Source organism: Haloarcula japonica DSM 6131 (genome assembly GCF_000336635.1).
Lineage (GTDB): Archaea > Halobacteriota > Halobacteria > Halobacteriales > Haloarculaceae > Haloarcula > Haloarcula japonica.
In genome coordinates this window covers 1-18,941 of sequence record NZ_AOLY01000037.1, presented here as the reverse complement: position 1 = coordinate 18,941, position 18,941 = coordinate 1, and the positions used below count along the sequence as shown (strand labels likewise).

The 18,941-nt window shown below is 61.6% G+C and carries 20 protein-coding genes; 7 read left to right on the top strand and 13 right to left on the bottom strand.

The window, feature by feature from the left end:
* Positions 1-422 precede the first annotated feature (422 nt).
* Entirely contained in the window at positions 423-1,400 is a 978-nt protein-coding gene (locus tag C444_RS11390; RefSeq protein WP_004592986.1) for a phosphoadenosine phosphosulfate reductase family protein, read from the bottom strand.
* A 136-nt stretch (positions 1,401-1,536) separates the two neighbouring features.
* Between C444_RS11390 and C444_RS11385 the strand changes: the two genes are divergently transcribed.
* A complete protein-coding gene (locus C444_RS11385) occupies positions 1,537-2,154 on the top strand; it encodes a stage II sporulation protein M (RefSeq protein WP_004592985.1) in 618 nt (205 codons plus the stop codon).
* 80 nt (positions 2,155-2,234) lie between these two features.
* Here the strand turns inward: C444_RS11385 and C444_RS11380 are convergent, their stop codons facing one another.
* On the bottom strand, positions 2,235-2,837 hold the full coding sequence (locus C444_RS11380) for a DUF7110 family protein (RefSeq protein ID WP_004592984.1): 603 nt from the start codon (positions 2,835-2,837) through the stop codon (positions 2,235-2,237).
* 195 nt (positions 2,838-3,032) lie between these two features.
* Positions 3,033-3,365, bottom strand: coding sequence for a 2Fe-2S iron-sulfur cluster-binding protein (locus C444_RS11375; RefSeq protein WP_004592983.1), 333 nt, complete (start codon positions 3,363-3,365; stop codon positions 3,033-3,035).
* Positions 3,366-3,548: 183 nt separating this feature from the next.
* On the opposite strand from C444_RS11375, the gene C444_RS11370 reads away from it, so the two are divergent.
* On the top strand, positions 3,549-4,967 hold the full coding sequence (locus C444_RS11370) for a geranylgeranyl reductase family protein (protein WP_004592982.1): 1,419 nt from the start codon (positions 3,549-3,551) through the stop codon (positions 4,965-4,967).
* Positions 4,968-5,208: 241 nt separating this feature from the next.
* Entirely contained in the window at positions 5,209-5,661 is a 453-nt protein-coding gene (locus tag C444_RS11365) for a type IV pilin (RefSeq protein ID WP_080509705.1), read from the top strand.
* Positions 5,662-5,666: 5 nt separating this feature from the next.
* Here C444_RS11365 and C444_RS11360 read toward each other — a convergent pair whose 3' ends face one another.
* Positions 5,667-6,938 (bottom strand): amidohydrolase, encoded by a 1,272-nt coding sequence (locus tag C444_RS11360; RefSeq protein WP_004592980.1) that lies wholly within the window; start codon positions 6,936-6,938, stop codon positions 5,667-5,669.
* A 55-nt stretch (positions 6,939-6,993) separates the two neighbouring features.
* Positions 6,994-7,326, bottom strand: coding sequence for an uS10/mL48 family ribosomal protein (locus C444_RS11355; protein WP_004592979.1), 333 nt, complete (start codon positions 7,324-7,326; stop codon positions 6,994-6,996).
* Between the two features lie 95 nt (positions 7,327-7,421).
* Between C444_RS11355 and C444_RS11350 the strand changes: the two genes are divergently transcribed.
* Complete coding sequence (locus C444_RS11350; RefSeq protein ID WP_004592978.1) at positions 7,422-7,853, top strand: bis(5'-nucleosyl)-tetraphosphatase; 432 nt, start codon at positions 7,422-7,424, stop codon at positions 7,851-7,853.
* 95 nt (positions 7,854-7,948) lie between these two features.
* Here the strand turns inward: C444_RS11350 and C444_RS11345 are convergent, their stop codons facing one another.
* Positions 7,949-8,389 carry a DUF5684 domain-containing protein gene (locus tag C444_RS11345; RefSeq protein ID WP_204365965.1) on the bottom strand — a complete coding sequence of 147 codons (441 nt, stop codon included), beginning with the start codon at positions 8,387-8,389 and terminating at the stop codon, positions 7,949-7,951.
* 207 nt (positions 8,390-8,596) lie between these two features.
* Between C444_RS11345 and C444_RS11340 the strand changes: the two genes are divergently transcribed.
* A complete protein-coding gene (locus tag C444_RS11340; RefSeq protein ID WP_004592976.1) occupies positions 8,597-9,622 on the top strand; it encodes a DUF5787 family protein in 1,026 nt (341 codons plus the stop codon).
* Between the two features lie 23 nt (positions 9,623-9,645).
* On the opposite strand, the gene C444_RS11335 is transcribed toward C444_RS11340, so the two are convergent.
* Genes C444_RS11335 through C444_RS11325 form a run of 3 tightly spaced genes read right to left on the bottom strand, consistent with a single transcriptional unit; the run spans position 9,646 to position 12,120 of the window.
* A complete protein-coding gene (locus C444_RS11335; protein ID WP_004592975.1) occupies positions 9,646-10,125 on the bottom strand; it encodes a DUF5797 family protein in 480 nt (159 codons plus the stop codon).
* 52 nt (positions 10,126-10,177) lie between these two features.
* Positions 10,178-11,413 (bottom strand): ABC transporter permease, encoded by a 1,236-nt coding sequence (locus C444_RS11330; protein WP_004592974.1) that lies wholly within the window; start codon positions 11,411-11,413, stop codon positions 10,178-10,180.
* On the bottom strand, positions 11,413-12,120 hold the full coding sequence (locus C444_RS11325) for an ABC transporter ATP-binding protein (protein WP_004592973.1): 708 nt from the start codon (positions 12,118-12,120) through the stop codon (positions 11,413-11,415). Before C444_RS11325 ends, C444_RS11330 begins: the two co-directional genes overlap by 1 nt.
* 116 nt (positions 12,121-12,236) lie before the next feature.
* Between C444_RS11325 and C444_RS11320 the strand changes: the two genes are divergently transcribed.
* A complete protein-coding gene (locus C444_RS11320; RefSeq protein ID WP_004592972.1) occupies positions 12,237-13,256 on the top strand; it encodes a LolA family protein in 1,020 nt (339 codons plus the stop codon).
* Positions 13,257-13,280: 24 nt separating this feature from the next.
* Here the strand turns inward: C444_RS11320 and C444_RS11315 are convergent, their stop codons facing one another.
* From C444_RS11315 to C444_RS11305, 3 genes are read right to left on the bottom strand one after another with little or no spacing between them, the layout of a single operon-like run.
* Entirely contained in the window at positions 13,281-13,745 is a 465-nt protein-coding gene (locus C444_RS11315) for a Mut7-C RNAse domain-containing protein (protein ID WP_004592971.1), read from the bottom strand.
* A complete protein-coding gene (gene polX, locus C444_RS11310; RefSeq protein WP_004592970.1) occupies positions 13,738-15,519 on the bottom strand; it encodes a DNA polymerase/3'-5' exonuclease PolX in 1,782 nt (593 codons plus the stop codon). Before polX ends, C444_RS11315 begins: the two co-directional genes overlap by 8 nt.
* Before the next feature lies 1 nt (position 15,520).
* Complete coding sequence (locus C444_RS11305; RefSeq protein ID WP_004592969.1) at positions 15,521-15,973, bottom strand: DUF5788 family protein; 453 nt, start codon at positions 15,971-15,973, stop codon at positions 15,521-15,523.
* Between the two features lie 225 nt (positions 15,974-16,198).
* On the opposite strand from C444_RS11305, the gene C444_RS11300 reads away from it, so the two are divergent.
* Entirely contained in the window at positions 16,199-18,283 is a 2,085-nt protein-coding gene (locus C444_RS11300; RefSeq protein ID WP_004592968.1) for a caspase family protein, read from the top strand.
* A 69-nt stretch (positions 18,284-18,352) separates the two neighbouring features.
* Here the strand turns inward: C444_RS11300 and C444_RS22965 are convergent, their stop codons facing one another.
* Positions 18,353-18,484, bottom strand: coding sequence for a DUF7503 family protein (locus tag C444_RS22965; RefSeq protein WP_255359471.1), 132 nt, complete (start codon positions 18,482-18,484; stop codon positions 18,353-18,355).
* Positions 18,485-18,941: the final 457 nt, after the last annotated feature.

Here is an 18,941-nt window from a genome sequence, read left to right as displayed (position 1 = left end):
AATTGTCTATAACGCTTTTTCGGCCGTTTTACGGGCCGTAGCGAGGCTTAAACTGCAACTACCGGCTTGTGGGATGGATAATTACATCGTTCAGAAAAGATGAACAAGGGTCTAAAACAGGTATTGGCCGACGCCTGTAGCCGTTGCCGCGCATATAACGGCAGCCGTGTCCGCTCTGTGTCTTCGACCACACCGGGTCCGGGATTGTTGCCGGCGCAGTCTACATCGACTCCTGTCGAAGTGTTAGAGTGACAATACTCAGTGCCGATAGCGGCTTCTGTGCTCCGGAGGTCAGCTACCGGAGACTGCTCGTTTCGGTCGACAGGCGGATTCGGCTGTGTATTTACTGTTAGTTGTGCCGACCGTCGGTACTGAGACAGCAAGAGAAACAGCGATACGGAACCGGTATCGTTCGTGCCCGTTTACATGTAGCCGAGGTCGCGCAGGCGCTCCATCAGGTCTTCTTTGTCCTGGGCGCGGCCGGCGCGCTCGGTCGTGTTCGCCATGTCCTGCAGCCAAGCGGGTTCTTCGGCGGACTTGTCGGTGCTGACTTCGCTCCCGAGCGAGCGGAATCCAGCGAAGTACTTCGGTGAGACCGGCACGTCTTCCTTCTCGATTCCTTCGGGGAGGTCGTCCTGACCCTGCGGAACGTAGCCGTCTTCCGGGTAGCCCTCAACTGTGTCCGGGACGACGAAGTTCCAGAAGGCTTCCCACACGTCAGCTTCCGCGAACTGGAGAATCGACTGGATGCGGTCGTGCGGCGGGTAGATGTCCGGGTCGTGACGTGGCGAGAAGAACGTCTCGTCAGCGCGGGACTCCTGCTCGTCCCAGCGGATGCCCGACAGGATACCGTCCACATCGTGCTCCTCGATAGTGTCGTTGAGCGCCACCGTCTTCAGGAGGTGGTTACCGACGTAGGTGTCGAGCAGGAACGGGAACGTGTCCTCCTCGTATTCGAGGATGTTCCGGATGTGGTGCTGATTGTGTTCGGAGAGTTCGTCGACAGGGATGTCGTCACCCGGTTCGAGACCGTTCTCGTCGACGTAGTTGCCCACGTCCTCGTTGCGGGCCCAGATGACATCGAGGTCCCACTCGTCAGCCCAATGCTCGACGAAGTCGATGAGCTCGTCGAAGTGCTGGTAGTGGTCGATGAAGACGACCGGCGGAACTTCGAGGTCGAAGCGGTCGGCGACCTCCTTGACGAAGTACAGCGTCAGCGTCGAGTCCTTACCGCCGGTCCACATCACGACAGGGTTCTCGTACTGTTCGAGGCCGGTCTTCGTGACCTCGATAGCCTTCTCGATCTTGTGGTTGACAGTCGGGTACTCTTCGGGGTCTTCGCCTTCCCCGTCAGTGTAATCAACGTCCAGATAGTCCGGGAACTCTGCTGATTCGGACATAGTGTAATGAGATATAATTACGAGTGCCAAGTACTTTTTGGATGGTCGACAGGTGTGTGAGGCGGTGGCAAATAAAATGGCGGCCGTCCCCGTTCCGGGCACTCGGGTTTTTTGTTGCCGCCGCGGAAGGTGTGGTATGGACGACCGCCCAACCCTCCCGGCCCGCCTCTTTCACCGCTGGCTGTTGCGCTATGTCCCTGTAGCCGCGCTGATCCTGATCGTCAGTGGATTGCTCGGCTACGGACTCGGCAGCCAGATACCCGCCGAGTGGCTTCAGAACCCCGGAACGACCGGCGAGAATCCCTTTATGCCGGCTGAGCTAACGACCCTCTCGCTGACCGTTAACAACCTCGGTGCGTTGCTCGTGATGTCGCTCGGTGCGATTTCGCTCGGTTCAATGACGGTTCTGTCGCTCGTCTTGAACGGACTGCTCATCGGGGTTGTCGTCGGTATCGCGCTCAAGCAGGTCTCGCCTGTCGTCGTCGCCGCGCTCATCGTCCCACACGGGCTTATCGAGATCCCCGCACTGCTCATCGTCGCCGCCGTTGGACTGCGGTTCGGATGGCGCACGATACAGTATATCCGCGGCCGTACGAAGGAACTGGTCACTGGGCAGGATATGCGGGAAGCCGGATGGCTACTTGCGACGGCCGCCGTGCTCATCGTGATTGCTGCCTACATCGAAGCGAACCTCACCATCGAAATCGCGTCACGATTTACCGACGCCGATCTCTCAGGTATCACGCCAGCGTAGCGATTTAGGCCATCTGCTATACAGTGGGGAGCTACGGCTCGACAAAACGGAATCCGTGACTGGACGCTACGCGGGCCGCGTTACGAGATGAACTCGTTGTCGCGCCAGTTGACGCCCTCTTCTTCCTCGCCGTCGCGGGGTTCCTCTGCAACGTTGATCGCGGCGGGCCGCTCTTCCCCATCGACGATGCGGACAGCTTTGAGTTCCTCGTCGACCGCCGCAATTGCCGTCAGCGTTCCCTTCTCTGCGACTTTCGCGACGTCACACAGGACCTCGAACATCGCGTACTGGAGCGCAGTGTTCTGGAGAACGGTCTCGCGGTCGCCCTTGAAACAGGCGTACTCGACGAGTTCAGACTCGATCTCTTCTTCTTCCTCTTCGAGTGCGCCCCACTGGGGGCCACCGCCGGAGCTTCCGGTACTCGCGGCCCCAGGCGGACCCATCTCGTCGGGGTCTTCCTCGTACACCCGGTTCTCCGTGACGCTGGCCTTGAGCTGGGCCGTCGGGGTGTACTTGCTCATGGAGTCGTCCTTGGCGACGGCACTGACAATGAGCGTATTATTTCGACGGGTGATGTCGATGTCAGCGATTTCAGGTGGAAGGTCCGGATCCTCGAAGAAATCGTAGGCGTCTTCCAGTGGCAGTTCGAGTGTCGAGTGAAGTCTGTATACGCGGCTGGTCATGGTTGGGGAAGCGTGTGTCAGTCGTCGAAGGCCGTCCGCTGACGCTGTAGTCACTACTCCTTAGGGGCCACTTGCTTATATGACCTGTCCTTCATTCGCAGTTTCCCCGCTCTATATCAGGCAATATATCAGGCGTATGTTAAAGGTATTTACAGACCTTCTAGCAGGCCATATGCTAATGGTATTCAGTGCCTACTAGTCGTCCGCAGGTGTGAGGTCGCCGTCCTCCAGGTCGACATCCGCTTCAATACTGGGCGGGTACTTCCCGCGGTCGAGTTTCAGGTCCGACTGCGGGCGCGCCATGCAGGTCAGTGCGTAATTCTCCCGTTCCCGGTCGGTCAATCCACGGGCGGCAGGCTGCGTGACCGACCCCTCGACGATTTCCGCCGAACAGGCCAGACACATCCCCACGCGGCAGGAGTACTCCTGAGCGATGCCCTCCTCGATACACCGCGAGAGAATCGTCTCCTTCTCGGAGACCGTAATCTCCTCGCCCGTCCCCACAAAGGTCACCGTATGCTCGGTCATGCTCGGCCATTTGATACCCCCCAGCAAAACTCTTTATCACCGCTGTCCGGTGTGAGACGGACCGCTGTACATCAATGCCACATAAAGCACCCGTAGTCGACTGTGCATCGCAGAAATAGTTCCAGCAGTCCGTCTGAAACCCGTAGCGGAATAATTTTCTCTCTCCGGGCAGGACGGGAGTGCATGACCACACACCAGGACGGCAACGCCGGCCGAGCGTCGGCGACGGCACGGACCGTTTCCGTGGACGTTGTCGTCGTCGGGGCCGGGACATCCGGCTGTTACGCCGCCGCGACCGTTGCGGACGCGGGCTACGACGTCGTCGTCGTAGAGCGAAAGGACGAGACCGAAGCCGGCCACATCGCCTGCGGCGACGCGCTGAAGGGGGCTAGCGACTTCCCCGAGGCGATTCCGAAGTCCCAGCTCGAACCGGCCTTTACGAACACGGGCGTCGACCACGGGCGCTTCGAGATACCGCAGGAGGACACCGTCCTCGAAATCCCCGTCCCGGGCGAACTCGCCGTCATCGACCGCTGGGAGTACGGCCGCTGTCTCATCGACGGTGCAAACGATAGCGGTGTAGAGTTCCACTACGACACGGTGGTTCAGGACGTGCTGCAGGACGACAGCGGGTGTGTGACCGGCGTGAAAGCCATGCGGAAGGGCGACCCTGTCACATACGAAGGTGACATGGTCATCGACGGGGCCGGGGCGCTCTCGATCCTGCAGGACAAGACCGACCTCGAAGACGCGACCTTCGATACGAACGTCCAGTACTCGCAGTTCTGCTCGGCGTACCGGGAGATTATCGAGGTAGACGAGCCGGTCGAGTGGGACGACGCGCTCGTGTTCAAGCCGACCGAGCGCTCAGCGGGCTACCTCTGGTACTTCCCGCGCACGGACACGGAGATCAACGCCGGTCTCGGCTTCCAGATGAACGAGGAGCCGATGGAACTGGTCGACGACCTCAAACGCGACCTTCAGGGCCGAAGCGAGTTCGAGGGTGCGGAGGTACAGGACAAACTCGGCGCTGCGCTGCCGACGCGTCGGCCGTACGACTCCGCCGTTGCGCCCGGGTTCATGGCCGTCGGTGACGCTGCCGGACACGTCAATCCGACGACCGGCGGGGGTATCGCCGGTGCGGCCTATGCCGGAACCTACGCCGCTGAACAGGCTATCGAGGCTATCGAGTCCGGCCGAGCGGACGACGAAGCCGCGCTCTGGGAGTACAACGAGCGCGTGATGGACCATTTCGGAGCCCGGTACGCTGCGCTTGACGTGTACAACATCTTCACTACCGCCTACGATGTCGACGACCTGATGGCGCTGCTGGCCGCGCTGCCCGGCGAGAAGCTCGCCGAGGCGCTGTACGGCGGCTCGACCAGCATCGGGCTCGGGCTCAAACTCAAGATGGCCGTCAAGAGCATCGGCCACCTCGGGACGATCCGAGATCTCTACCAGACAAAGAAGGCCGCCGACCGGCTGCTGGACCATTACGAATCCTACCCCAGCGACCGTTCTGGCTTCGAGTCTTGGCAACGCGAGCGCGACTCGATTATGGACGATATCTACGAAGTCACTGGCGCAGAGCCCAAGTACTGACTCGGCGGCTCCTTTCGTTTTTCCGTTGATTCTGATCTTCTGGCATAGGCTTGCTAAAAGGAATATAGCGTTTTGAATGCGATCTGGATAGTAGTTGAGTAAAATATAAACTATACTTTTGAACGACAAGTTTTATTATTCGATAACATGATATCAAAATGAAGTCGCTCAGGGGTCGGTCGACCGGGGGGTCACCGAGACGGAGACAGCGTGTCGACCGTCGCCCGAGTGGGGGTCAATCATGCTAGTACGCAGATTCCAATCCGACGATAGTGCAGTCTCACCAGTTGTGGGTGTCATACTAATGGTTGCAATAACGGTCCTGTTGGCGGCGACAGCAGCGACGTTCTTCCTCGATTTCGGTTCCGGAAATCTCGGCCAGAACGCACCACAGGCGGCGTTCTCGTTCGATTACGATGCTGGGAGTCCCGATAGCCTGACAATCGAACACCGGAGCGGTGACTCGGTTCAGGCCGGACATCTGTACATTACCGTTAGCGGGGCTTCAGGTGCCAACGGACAGCACGATTTCACGAGCATCGACGGTACGTTGGCGGACAGTTCAAAAATCACGGCCGGGTCGCAGGTGACGTTTTCCGGGGCGTCGGACCTTTCTGACGCCACGGTCACGCTGAACTGGAAGTCGCCGGATAGCGGCAAATCAATTCAGCTTGCCAGCTGGGAAGCGCCGTAGCGTACTCACTTGCTCAGTCGGCGGATCGCTTCGCTGACGACATCGACACCGATGGCCAGCGAATCCGCATCGACATCGAAGGCCGGTGTGTGGTGGCCGCCGGGGTGATCGGTCCCGATACCAACGAACGTCGCCGTCCCGCCGTGATCTTGGACGCGGTCCATCAGGTACGTCGCGTCCTCACTGCCACCGAGGTCATCAGTCCGGAGACGGCTGGTGACACCGGGAACCGAGTCTGCCGCGTCGTACACTACATCCGCGAGCGCGTCGTCGCTCATCGCACTCGGCGCTTCTGCCGTCGTCTCGATAGCGACCTCGCAGTCGTGCATCTCGGCCGCGGATGACATGACGGTGTCCGCTCGCTCGCTCATGTATTCCTTGAGCGGGGTCGTTTCGCCGCGGACCTCTCCTTCTAGCGTCGCCTCTCCGGGGACGATATTCGTCGCTGTACCGCCCTCAACAACCCCAGCGTTGACACGTGTTGCGCCGTCGCCGTGCCGGCGAATCGCATGGAGGTTCTGTACAGCGGTCGCAAGGGCCTGCACAGCGTCCCGTCCCTGTGCCGGATGCCCGCCCGCGTGTGCTGTCTCACCGGTGAACGTCGCCTGGAACTGTCGAACGGCGAGGAAGCCGCCGACGCCAGCGACGATCTCTCCGGTCGGATGGTCGAGACCGATGTGTATCGCCAGCAGGTGGTCCACGTCGTCCAGATGACCGCTTTCGGCGACGGCCTTCCCGCCGCCGATGACCTCTTCGGCCGGTTGGAAGACGACTTTGAACGTTCCGCGGAAATCGCTCTCTTTCACTGCCTCCAGTACGCCAAGGCCAATCGTCGCGTGGGCGTCGTGGCCGCAGGCGTGCATGTACCCTTCATTCGTTGAGCGGAACTCCTCGGCCGCCGGGGTGTGCGCCACGCTGTTTGACTCCGTAATCGGCAGTGCATCGATGTCGACCCGGAGGGCGACTGTCGGGCCCTCACCCTGTTCGAGAACGGCCATTGCGCCGGTGAAGCCACCGGCGGCGGCCTCCAGAACATCCTCGCGGGCACCGGCTTCGTCGGCCTTCGCCCGCCACTCTTCGAGTTCATCGTCATCCGGGACTGCCATCCGCGCGTCGCCGTCAACGACATCTCGGCCGAGGTATAACTGGTCGACGCCGATACGCTCTATTTCGTCAACGATACGACTGGTGGTGTAGAACTCCCGCCAGGCGGGCTCGGGATAGCTGTGCAGGTCACGCCGGACGGACCTGAGCCGCTCCTGCTGGGCTTCGTTCATGCCGGCGAAACGGGTCACAGTTACTTATAAGAACTCACAGGAGCGGACGACGGCCCTACGACCCGCTGCCGACCTGTGTCCGCTGTTCGACGCCGGCCTCGACGTGGATGGCGTTCGGGAAGGTCCGCTGGGTAACGTTCCGGGCGAACTCCTCGTACCCGACGATTTCTATCGTCCGGGTGTAGACGGTGTGGGTCCAAGACTCGAAGCGGCCACCGCTGGGTCCCAGCGTTTTCGACTGTGGAATCCGCAGTTCCTGTGGTTGCTTCGGATGCGGGCCCTTGAGTTCGACCCCCTTCTGCTCGGCGCCGTCTTTGATTTCTGTGACAATGTCCTCAAGCCGATGTCGGTCCCCACTGGTGAAGGTAAGCGTCGTGACAAAGGGCATCTGTAGACGAACACTCAGCCGCGAGTGACAAAAGGCCATCTGTTTCCGTTTTGTCTCCGATATTCTCTTAAGTAGCGGTGTCATAAAATCCGATAATGATAGAGGCCACGAGCGCGGGAGCCATCCTCTTTCGCGATACGCGTGGCCGGCGGGAGTACCTCCTGCTCAAGAGCCGACCCGGCGATTGGGAGTTCCCCAAGGGCGGCGTCGAGGGCGAGGAAGAGCTCCAGCAGACCGCCATACGCGAAGTGAAAGAGGAGGCCGGTATCGGCGATTTCCGGCTTTTAGACGGGTTCCGCGAAGATTACGACTACGTGTTCGAGGCGAACGGCAACACCATCCACAAGACGGTCCACCTGTTCGTCGCGAAGTCGTTCGAAGCGTCAGCCGAACTGTCCACAGAACACCGCGACCTGCAGTGGCGCGACTACGAGCAGGCCATCAACACAGTCACACAGGATGGCCCCCGCGAGATACTCGAACAGGCACACGAGTTCCTCGACGAGCGAGAAGCGGACGAGGAGTAGAGCCAGTCGCGGTCGATAGCGGCTGCTCAGTGAAATTATGAGCAGCAGGACTGTGTCCCAGGGCCAATACTGAATGAAGTGAGTTCTGTTCTGAGTTATACGCCGGGAGAGGTGTCGCCAACGTATGACTCGTCACCGAACCCGAGCAGTGGCCAAAACACGAACGGGAGGAGCCACATCGCGAGTCCGTATCCGGGTCCTTTTCCGAAGTTCTTCGCAATATCAATATTGATTACAATAAACACAAGTGCGTTGATGAATGGGATGAAAAACAGAATGATCCACCAAGTTTCCCTGTCGGCGATATCCAACATGTAGAGGATATTTAATATCGGGACGAATGATCCCCAGCCCGGTTGTCCGGCTTTCTCGAAGACTTTCCACATTCCTGCAATATATGCGATGAAGGCACCGAACGCGAGCAGAGCGAGAACTATGAAGAAAAGACCTCCAAAAATTCCGGCGGCAGTACCACCACCGCCAGACTGGAGTAACGCTGTTCCGACACTATCAATCGAACTACTGAGTACTGACATGCACTCACTCATCTCGACCCATATGGAATAAATTCTTTGTATACTTATTTAACAAGAAAGCCACTTTCACAGCCGATTCGCTTTAGCTCTCAATATCAAATTCAGTAATATCGCTTCCAAAGCGGAACCAAATGACGAAGGATGAGCCGGAGTGACTGATTTACTCGGAGAAAGCGGATTTATTTAGACCGAAGCCGAACCAGTGCTATGACCGGCTCCGAGTTCGCTTTCGAGCTGGCAGTCTGCCAGTGGGTCGAGCGAGCGTGGTCGCCGGCCGACGACGCGGCGGTCCTAGTCGCCAGACAGCTCGGAACGAAACACCGCCGCTGGGACACGATTGTGCTGGAGTGTGACCCGGCCGGGCTCCGCGAGCGAGCGAAGTTCGGAGCGGAATCATTCGACTCAGACCTCTTGCACGTCCTGCAGAACGCGCCGGCCGACTGGACGTACTACCGCGATGTACTCCCCGACCCGGGCTACCCGTGGCGGTACGTCCGGGAGTCGATTCACGAGGCGGCCGACCGTGATGCCATTGAGACCCGCAAGCGCGGCAACCGGATCGAAATCCGTCGGGTGCGTCCCTATCCGAATTGGCTCCGGCGGATCATCGCCATCGAGAACAAGCCCGACCTCACTGCCAGCGCCGCCAGGAACCTCGTCCCACAACTACAGCGGGACATCGCGCTGTCGCTGGCCGACGAGGTGTGGGTGGCGACGGCGGCGACCGACGAGCGCGTGGAACCGGTTCTGTTGGCCGATCTGCCCGCGGCCGCCGGCGTACTGACTGTCGATCCCGAAAAGGGTACGGCCGAGGCGGTCTGGCAGCCGCGGTCGCTGTCAGTCGACGAGACGGGAACGCGCATTCTGGACCGGCCGGATGACGACACCAGCGCGGCGCAGTTCGAGTACGCGGACCCCGACTGGAAGCGAGAGCGGCGGCTCGCTATCGCCGAGCGGGCGTACGCTCGCGGCTGGCGCGCGTACGCGAACACGATGCGCCCTGATTGCAGGTACTTCCAGTTCAGCGCCGACGAGACTGGCGTATTTCCCCACTGTGCGGCGAAAGACTGTCTGCCGACAGCGGCGGAGTGTCGGGGGCAGTGCCCGTCCTACGAGCCGGAGCCGCCGGCGTGGCGGTCGAAGGCGTGGCCGCTCGACGGCGGACCAGGCAAGGCAATACAACGGGTGTTAGAACGGCGGCGACGGCGACAGCGGCCGGGACTGACTGAGTGACAGACCGACACCGCAGTCCGGACTCACTCTTCGGACAGTTCGATGTCCAGTTCGTCCCGCGGCACGGCCAGCCTAAACGTGGGCACGGTCTTCTCGACCGTCTCCACGATCCCCTTGTCTGCGAGGCTCCGAAGCGCGGAGCGGACGTCGTCGGTGTCGCGGTCCTCGCCGACCTCGCGGAGGGCGTGTAACACGGCGACGACGCTCTGGCTCTCCTCGTCCGGCCCGGCGATCACGTCGACGATAGCCTGCTGGAGCGGGGTGACCGTCACCGTCTGAATCCGCTCGGAGTCCTCCCCGTCGATGAGCGTCGTCGCCTCCGGCGTCGCACAGATGAGGCTGTTGTCGTCGCGGTAGTAGTACTCCTTGAGTTCGGATTCGAGGTACTGGTGGACCTCGCTGCCGCTGTCCATGTCCCAGCGCTCCTGTAACTCGCCGTTTTTGGTCGGCTGGAGTTCGACGATGTCGGCGAGCCGTTCGCGGGCCTCCTCCGAGAGGGTCATCGACCGGTGGTTCGGCGACCACGTATTTCGGTGTTCTGAATCCCGGTAAGCGTTACTCGTGTCTGAGCGCGTCGATAGGATCGACCCGGGCCGCTCGCCACGCCGGGTAGAGGCCGGCGACGACGCCGACCAGCACACCGACGCCGACCGCAAGCCCCATCCACAGCGGCGCAAGTGAGAACGTGACTTCGGCGTACCTCGTCGCCCCGTAGCCGACGAGGAGGCCCAGCGGGACGCCGAGCAGCGAGCCGATTGTCCCCAGCAGTGCGGCCTCGACGAGGAACACCTGCATCACGTCGCGGTTGCGCGCCCCGACGGCTTTCATGATGCCGATCTCGCGGGTCCGTTCGGTGACGCTAACGAGCATCACGTTGGCGATACCGATAGCGCCGACGACGAGCGCGATAACGGCGATGCCGGTGACAAAGCGCGTGATGCGCTCGATGACGTCGCTGATCTCCTCGACGAAGTCGTTCCCGGACCGGGCGACCAGTTCCGTGTCGTCGGCCGACAGCGACCGCGCGTCGGACTCACCGGAGAGGTACGTCTGAATCGCCGACTGCGTTTCCGGAATCTCACGCGGGTCGATGACGAGCGTCACTTGTGGGTACGCGCGCTGACGCACGCCCACTGACGGACTCTCGACGACCGACTCGTAGAACGGGTCGATTGGGACGTACACCCGCGGCTGGCGGGCGAATTCGCTGACCGGCACCTCTCCGCGCGTCCCGTTGACGACGCCGACGACGGTGACGTTACGCTCGCCGCCGTCGGGCATCGTCATGGTGAGGCGTTCGCCGGTCGTGAGGTTCTCGGAGAACGACCCGGCCATGCGCTCGTTGACCACGACGGCCTCCTCGTCAGCACCGAAGGACCGACCCTCGACGAGAACACCCTGCGTGAAGCTGGCCGGTCGCACCGCCGTGACCTGCTGTCTGGCCAGCGTCTGGTTCCCATGCCGAACCGACTGTGTCTGGACGATACCACGCGGAAGCACCGCCTGTACCCCTGCAATTTCCTCTAACTGCTGAATGTCGTACTCGGTAAACACCGGCTGGAGCGTCCGGTCGAAGTCGTCGTCGCCTGCCGGGGTGCCGAACACGTAGATATTGCCCGCGTTCGACGTCTCGATGTCGCCGACGATCTCGGCCTCGACGCTGGCCCCGAAGGTGGCGAAGGTGATGACCGACGCGATGCCGATGACGACCCCGACGACCGTCAGTGCCGACCGGAGCTTGTGGGCCCTGATAGATCGGAGCGTGATGCGCACGCTTTCGCCGGTGTCCATCAGTGCTGTCCCCCAGAAACGTCCTCGACGGACCGGATGTGACCGTCCTCGACGTGGACGATTCGCTCCGCCCGCTCGGCGACGTGGCGCTCGTGGGTCACCAGCAGGAACGTGTTACCCGCCGCGTGGAGGGCGTCGAACAGGTCGAGTATCTGTGCGCCGGTGTCGGTGTCGACGTTACCGGTGGGCTCGTCGGCGAGGATCAGCGCCGGGTCGGTCGACAGCGCGCGGGCGATGGCGACCCGCTGGCGCTGGCCGCCGCTGAGTTCTGCGGGGACGTGGTCGGTGCGGTCGCCGAGTCCGACCGAAGAGAGGAGCGACGCCGCCCGCTCGCGGCGGCGGGTGCGGTCCCAGCCGTCGAAGACGAGCGGCAGGGCGACGTTCTCCACCGCGGTCAGTCGCGGCATGAGATTGAACGTCTGGAAGACAAAGCCCACCTCGGTCCCGCGGATGTCGGCCCGCTCGGCCTCGCTGGCAGCCGAAACGTCCTGTCCGTTGACCACGACCTGCCCCGACGACGGCGTGTCAAGTCCGCCGATGAGGTTCAACAGCGTGCTCTTGCCGGAGCCGCTCGGTCCCATCACAGCCGTGTACGACCCCGCCGAGAGGTCCAGGCTCACGTCGTCCAGCGCCGTCACCGTCCCGCCGAGGTCGTACTGCTTGCTGACGCCGTCGACGCGGACGGTCGTGTTCGCTGACTCGCTCACGGGCCCGCGTACGGACTGGACGGCAATGAGGGGTTCGCCAGGTCTGGCCCCGTCAGGATACAGTCCGCATTCTGACAGGAGGAAGCCACTTACCACTCCAGTCCTAAGCCCGGCCAATGACAGCCGATACCGGGCGGAGACTGGCTATCGTTGCTGTGTTCGTCGCCGTCGGACTGCTGGCCGCCGGGGCCGTTGCCGGCGTCTCAAGCCTCGGCGAGATGGGACAACCGTCCGGCGACGACGTGCTCGACAAGACCGAACAGCGCTACGATACAGCCGAGACGATCACCGGAACAGCGACGGTGACTGTAGCCAACGACACGGCGACGCAGACCGCCACAGTCGAGTACGCCGCCGCTGAGCCGAACAAAGCGTGGGCCGCCGTCACTGGTGAGGACCGGGCCTACGAGATGGGGACGAACGGGACCGTCGCTTGGGCGGTCGGCGAGAACCAGTCCTACGGCCGTGAACTGCCGGAAAAATCCGCGGCGATGAACGACACTACCGACCCGGTTCCAGAGGAGAACGTCACTGCGACGCTCCGGGGGACCGAGGAGGTTAACGGCAAGTCGACGTACATACTCGACCTCGAACCGACCAACGAGAGCATCGACGCGCCGAACACGACGCTGTGGGTCGACACCGAGGACTACCGCGTCCACAAGCTGATCACCGACGACGGGAAGAACCGGACGGAACTCACCGTCGAGGAAACCAATTTCAACGTCAGCATCGACGACAGCCAGTTCGCCCCGCCGGCTGACCGGGTCGCCGTCACGACGGTCGAAACCTACGAAACCTACGACGCAGCTCAGTCCGCGACGGATCTGGATCTGCCGGAGTACGATAACGGGACCTTCGAGGAGGCCCGGTACATCAGCCGGGCCGATAGTACGGCTGTGGTCCAGCAGTACGACGCCGACGGGGAGAACGTGACGCTCCTGACCGCCACCGGCGCGTCGAGCTATCTGGACGACGCGGAGAACGGAACGGCAGTGCAGGTGAACGGCCGGAATGCGACAGCCGTCGAGCGTGACGACAGGGCTGTGGTCTACTGGACCGAAGACGGCGTGACGACCGGCGTGGTCGTCGAGGGGACGACCGAGGAGGCCGTCGCCGTCGCTGAAGAACTGTAGCGACGCCCGGTGGTTTTCTGTATTCTATAGGTCTTCCAGCGTCGTCTTAACTGACGCCCAGTGGCTCCCTTTCCAGAAGTGTTGCCCGCAGTCCGTACAGCGCCAGACCGGTTCGTCGCTCGCACTCGGTGCGTACTCCGGCGTCGGTTCCACCGGGTCGACCTCCTCGACCGGGCCGTTGCAGACGCCACAGTGAGCCGGCTCCGGTGCGAGCGAGAGTCGGAAGCCGGCGTCGGCGAGTTCCCGCAACTGGCCGTCGATCTCCCGCTCGCTAAGCAGGACGCTCTCAGGCGCACGAGCGGCAAGGTCCGTGTCCTGGGTAATCAGCAGTCGGTCCTCATCGGCGGCCAGGGCGAGGAGGTCGTCGTCGGCCTCGGCGTCCCGGTCCAGCGCGTAGGCCGTGTCGTAGCCGCACATCCGCAGGTATGTGGCGAGCTTTCCCAACATCGCATCGAGCACGAGCCGGTCGCTGGGGGCGTCCTCAGGCATCGAGGAACTCGCGGAGGCCGTCCGCATCGCGGGTGTTCAACACGTCGGCCGTCTCGGCCCACCCCCGCCGCGCCGTGTGGACGCCGTAGCGCAGGAGTCCGAAGTTGTCCGGGCTGTGGGCGTCGGTGTTGATGACGACCTCCGCGCCGGCCTCGACGGCCTGCTTGACCGCACCGCCGCCGAGGTCCAGTCGAGCGGGGTTGGCGTTGATTTCGAGCGCCGTGTCGTTGTCGGCGGCGGCGTCGGCGAGCCGTTCCATGTCCACGTCCAGCCCCTCCCGGCGATTGAGATACCGGCCGGTCGGGTGGCCGATGACGTTCACGTCCGGATGTTCCGCGGCCGCGACGAGTCGGTCGGTGCCGTCGCCGTCCAATGCGGCGTGGGGCGAGGCGACCACAACATCCAGGTCCGCCAGTAGGTCGTCGGCGACGGAGATAGTCCCGTCAGCGGCGATGTTGGCCTCGACGCCGGTGAACACGTCGATGTCGGCCGCCGCCGCGACCGACTCGACCTCCGAGATCTGCTCGCGGAGTCGCTCGTCGGAGACGCCGACGCCGCCGACCATCCCCGGCCCGGTCGCGTGGTCCGTGACGGCGAGGTAGTCGTGGCCGAAGTCGACAGCGCCCTCTACCATCTCCGCGACGGTGTTGCCCCCGTCGGACCAGTCCGTGTGCGTATGGATGTCGCCGCGGACCTCGCCCTCGGTGAGAAGGTCCGGGAGCGACCCGTCGGCGGCGGCCGCAACCTCTCCGCGGTTCTCGCGGAGTTCAGGCGGGACCCAGTCCATCCCGAGCGCGTCGTAGACTCCTTCCTCGCTCTTGCCGGCCACCCGTTCGCCGGCTCGCTGGTCGTCGTCTTCGACACCCTCTACGTCGTCGTCGGACTGCGTCCGACTGCTTGAGGTGCTTCGCACCTCTCTGAACACGCCGTACTCGTTGACCTTCAGGTCCCGCTCGATGGCGCGGTTGCGGACCGCGACGTTGTGGTCCTTGCTCCCGGTGAAATACTGCAGCGCCGCACCGAACTCCGAGGGGTCGACGACGCGCAGGTCGACCCGCACGTCGTCGGCGTAGGCGCTCGCCTTCGTCTCGCCGGACTCGATGACGCGGTCGAGTTCGTCCCAGGCGGTAAAGCGGTCGACGACGGCCTCGGTATCGGCGCTCCCGACGAGTACGTCTACGTCGCCGATGGTCGGTCGCCAACGGCGGATCGACCCGCCGAGCGCACACTCGGCTACGGCGTCGCCGGCGGCCATGTACTTCCGCACCTGGTCGCCGTACGGGCGGGCCTCGCCGAGCAGCGAGCGCTCATGGGCCTCGCGGGCGAAGTCGATGTTGTCGAGGATGTTCTGCTCCGTCTTCGCGCCGAAGCCCGACACCGCTTGAATCTCGCCGGCCTCCGCGGCCGCCTCCAACTCATCGAGGGTGGTGATACCCAGCGCCTCGTACAGTGAGCCGACGGATTTCGGCCCGATACCCTCGACCGCCGTGAGAGCGTCCATCTCGACAGGGAGTTCCTCTCGAAGCTCGGTCAGTTCCTCGATTTCGCCGGTCTCGAAGTATTCGACCACCTTCGAGGAGATGGCGTCGCCGACGCCGTCGATCTCGCCGATGCTGTCCTGGCCCTCTGCAGCAAGCCCCTCGATTGCTCCCGGGTGGTCCCTGATGTTCTCGGCCGCCCGGCGGTAGGCACGGGGCTTGTACTCGACGCCTTTCGCGTCCAGCAGGTCGGCGAACTCTTCGAGCAGTGTCGCGATCTCGTCGTTCCGGCTCATGTTAGTAGCTCCGCCCGGCACGACCCGTGCCGGAGTCCGCGTCCTCGTGGCCCAGCGCTTTCTGGAGGAACTTCATCCAGCGCTTCCTGTCGGCCGCCTCCTGTGCCTGGGCCTCCTGTTCGATGTCCGCTGCACCGAGCTGTTCGAGCGCATTGAGGGCCCGGTCGATACCGATGATGGCCGTGGCGAGTTCCTCGCCGCGCTCGTAGCTCACTTCGTTGTCCTCGATGCGTTGCTTGCGCTGGAGGCGTTCGCGCCGCAGGTTCTTCTTTGCCTGTTCGACGCGCTCGCGTTCGCCTCGCGGAATCGTCTCCCGACGCTTGATCTCGAAGACGAACGACTGGAGTTCGATCTCCTCGCCCTGAACGGTGATCTCGTCGGGGATGTCCGCGCCGACGGTCGCGCTGTCGCGTTCGATGCGCTCCAGCAACTGTTTGCGCTCGAACTCTTTCACTACGACAACGTTAGGCCGGGGTGCCCTTACCCGCTTCGCCCGCCGGTCGACAGGGGTTACACGGAACAGCCTGTTTCACTCCGCTGGCGTGTTTCCGTTCAGTCACCCCGTTTCGACCAGTCTCCGTAGGAGGCCAGACTGCGATAGGTGAGGCCGGCGATATCTTTTTCATGATCTCTATCGTTTTAATTGTACGAGAGTAATACTGCCTCGCTCGTTTATTATATGACTCTAACGTTCGAACCGCTTGCGGACCGTCCCGGGCTCGAAGTCATCGATCAGATCGAGCGCCAGCGCTACCGGATACATACGCCGACACCCATTGCGCTCAGGGAAGGGGCGACCGACGTGTTTCAGTATCCCGTCGGAGACGCTGTCCAGATACGGACGCGCGCTATCGAACTGCCAACAGTGGTCATGGTCTATGTCCGTGACGACGACGGCGCGATAGCCGCCGAGGTCGCCCAGTTCGAATCGGAAACGCTACCGTCGGATGATTACGTACTCGACCCGCTGACGCAGATCAAGACGTACATGCGGGTTGAGGATACCGCGATAGAGGTCACCGTCGACTCGGAGCGGACCCGTATCGAGTTCGACAGCCCGACTGACTTGCTCATCGGCGCTCGCTCACAGCACGACCGCCCGGCGGCTACGGTCACGACGACTGAGCAACCGGCAGACGTGATGGCCGCGGTCGAGACCTTCGGGTCGGCGCTCAAAGCCCACGACCCCGAGCGCTCTTATCCGACGCTTCGCGGCCACCCGCCGGCGATTGAAATGGGTGACAGTCTGGACATCCCGATGGATATCGACAGTCCGGATACCGGTGTCACGCTCGAACTCCCGCCTGATCTCGCGTCTATCTTCGTCGCCGCGCCGCTTTCGTATTACCTCGGGGCCTCGCTCGCCCCCGCATCCGAGCCGCGGCTCACGACCGACACAGGATTTACGTACTCGCTCGATACCGCACGCGGCTTCGAATCCGAGGTCGGACGAACTCTCAAGCGTCTCTTCTTTCTCGATTGTGTCACACGCACTGAGGGATTCCACCAGATCGACTTACACGAACGGGCGGCCATCGAGCCATACGTCGACCTCGATTTCGAATCACTGTATCAGCGGCCACTGGCAGAGCAAGTCGCCACCTATCTGCAGGTCCCGTACGACGTGATCGAGGACCACATTCCGAAGTGGCGGCTGACGACACATATCGACCCGGTGCCGGCGAACGCGGAACAGCTCCCGTACGTCGTCGATGACCTCGCTATCGTCCGAACGCATCAGCAACAGCGGCTGAATCAGGCAAGCGTGCCGGCGGAGGCCGAGGCTGAATTCACCCGCGACGATGTTATTACCCGCGCCGCGAGTTCCGATACTGGCACTGCCACAGCCGAGACGGACTACGTCGAGCCACAGGCCGAGGACTCACTCGAACAGGCCTGGATCGGGGACAGCATCCCCATCGGTGCGAGCAAGCTGACCAAAGCAGCGTTCGAACACCGACTCGACCGCGATACGAACGCCGAGGACATCACGATTCGCGTCGTCCAGAACGACGCCCGGATGGACGAGGAACGGCAGCTCGTCGACGAAGTGTACGGCACCCGTGACGACCTGCCGTTTGATGTCACGGTCCACGATAACCTGACGACGGCGGAACTCAGAACGGTCCTTACGACCGACGCGGAGTTCTTCCACTATATCGGCCATACGGAACACGACGGCTTCGTCTGCTCCGACGGCAAGCTCGACGTGACGACGGTCGACTCGGTCGGCATCGACACGTTCCTGTTGAATGCCTGTAACTCATACAATCAGGGCTTGGCGCTCGTCGAGAAGGGCGCAATCGCCGGTATTGTCACGCTTAACGAAGTACTGAACGACGGCGCGGTTCGCATCGGAGAGGCAGTCGCCCGGCTGTTGAACTGTGGCTTCCCCCTCCGTGCAGCGCTTACCATTGCACGCGGTGAGAGCATCCTCGGTGGGCAGTACATTGTTGTGGGTGACGGTGGTATCACTGTCGCGCAAGCAGATGGTGGGATCCCAAACCTGCTTGAAATAGAAACCGTTGAACACGGTTACAGCGTAGAAATGAACACATACTCGACAGATAATAAAGGACTAGGGGCTATTATGCATCCACACTTCAATGACTGTACTGAGTACTACTTAGTCCCTGGTCCGATTGATGCTGTCACTGTCTCCAGTGACGAATTGCTAGAATTTCTAAATATGCAGCAGGTACCAATCAAAACCGACGGGGACCTCTATTGGAGTAGTTCAATAGATCTGGACGCTATCCACTGAACGTTCGAATGACTCATGGTTCGTTACAATACCGCAGAAACTGTTGTGTTTTCTTAGCGACTCCTGCTTTTACGGCCCGATATAAGTGCTGTTGTTAGCTGCTGCAGTCCCTGCCTGTGACAGTAGCATCAGGAGGGTGAACAGTGCGCCGGCCATTTTTGGGTGCTCTGCGAGGTATTCGCGCATGGTGGTATCTGACATGATACAACTTCGATGATGGTGGGGACATAATTAAATTTATTTGAAAAGTACCTACATATTATATGTTGTATTAAGAATGGAATTAACAGATAAATCCAGAAAGTAACTTATGCAAGGCATAAATCGCGTGTTTAGAGGGAAAACCACACGCACAAGTCGTATGTGCGCATGAGAAGACGCTAGCGATACCCCCCATCAGTAACGTTTAGTGTCCAGGTATGTAATTGATAACCAGGGTTGTGTATTGATGTATGAACAGAAATTAACTGATGACTATCCGAAATATAGACCTCCTACTGGCTCGCTTCGGTTGTCGGACGTAGGGTGGTCGATGTATACAACAATTGCTACTAACTTGCTGGAATCGATGATTGCTGGCGGCTTTGTCGGCAGCACCGGGAGGAAAGATGGCTTCTGAGGAACAGTGGCTGTCTCTTATACACATCTCTGATGGCGC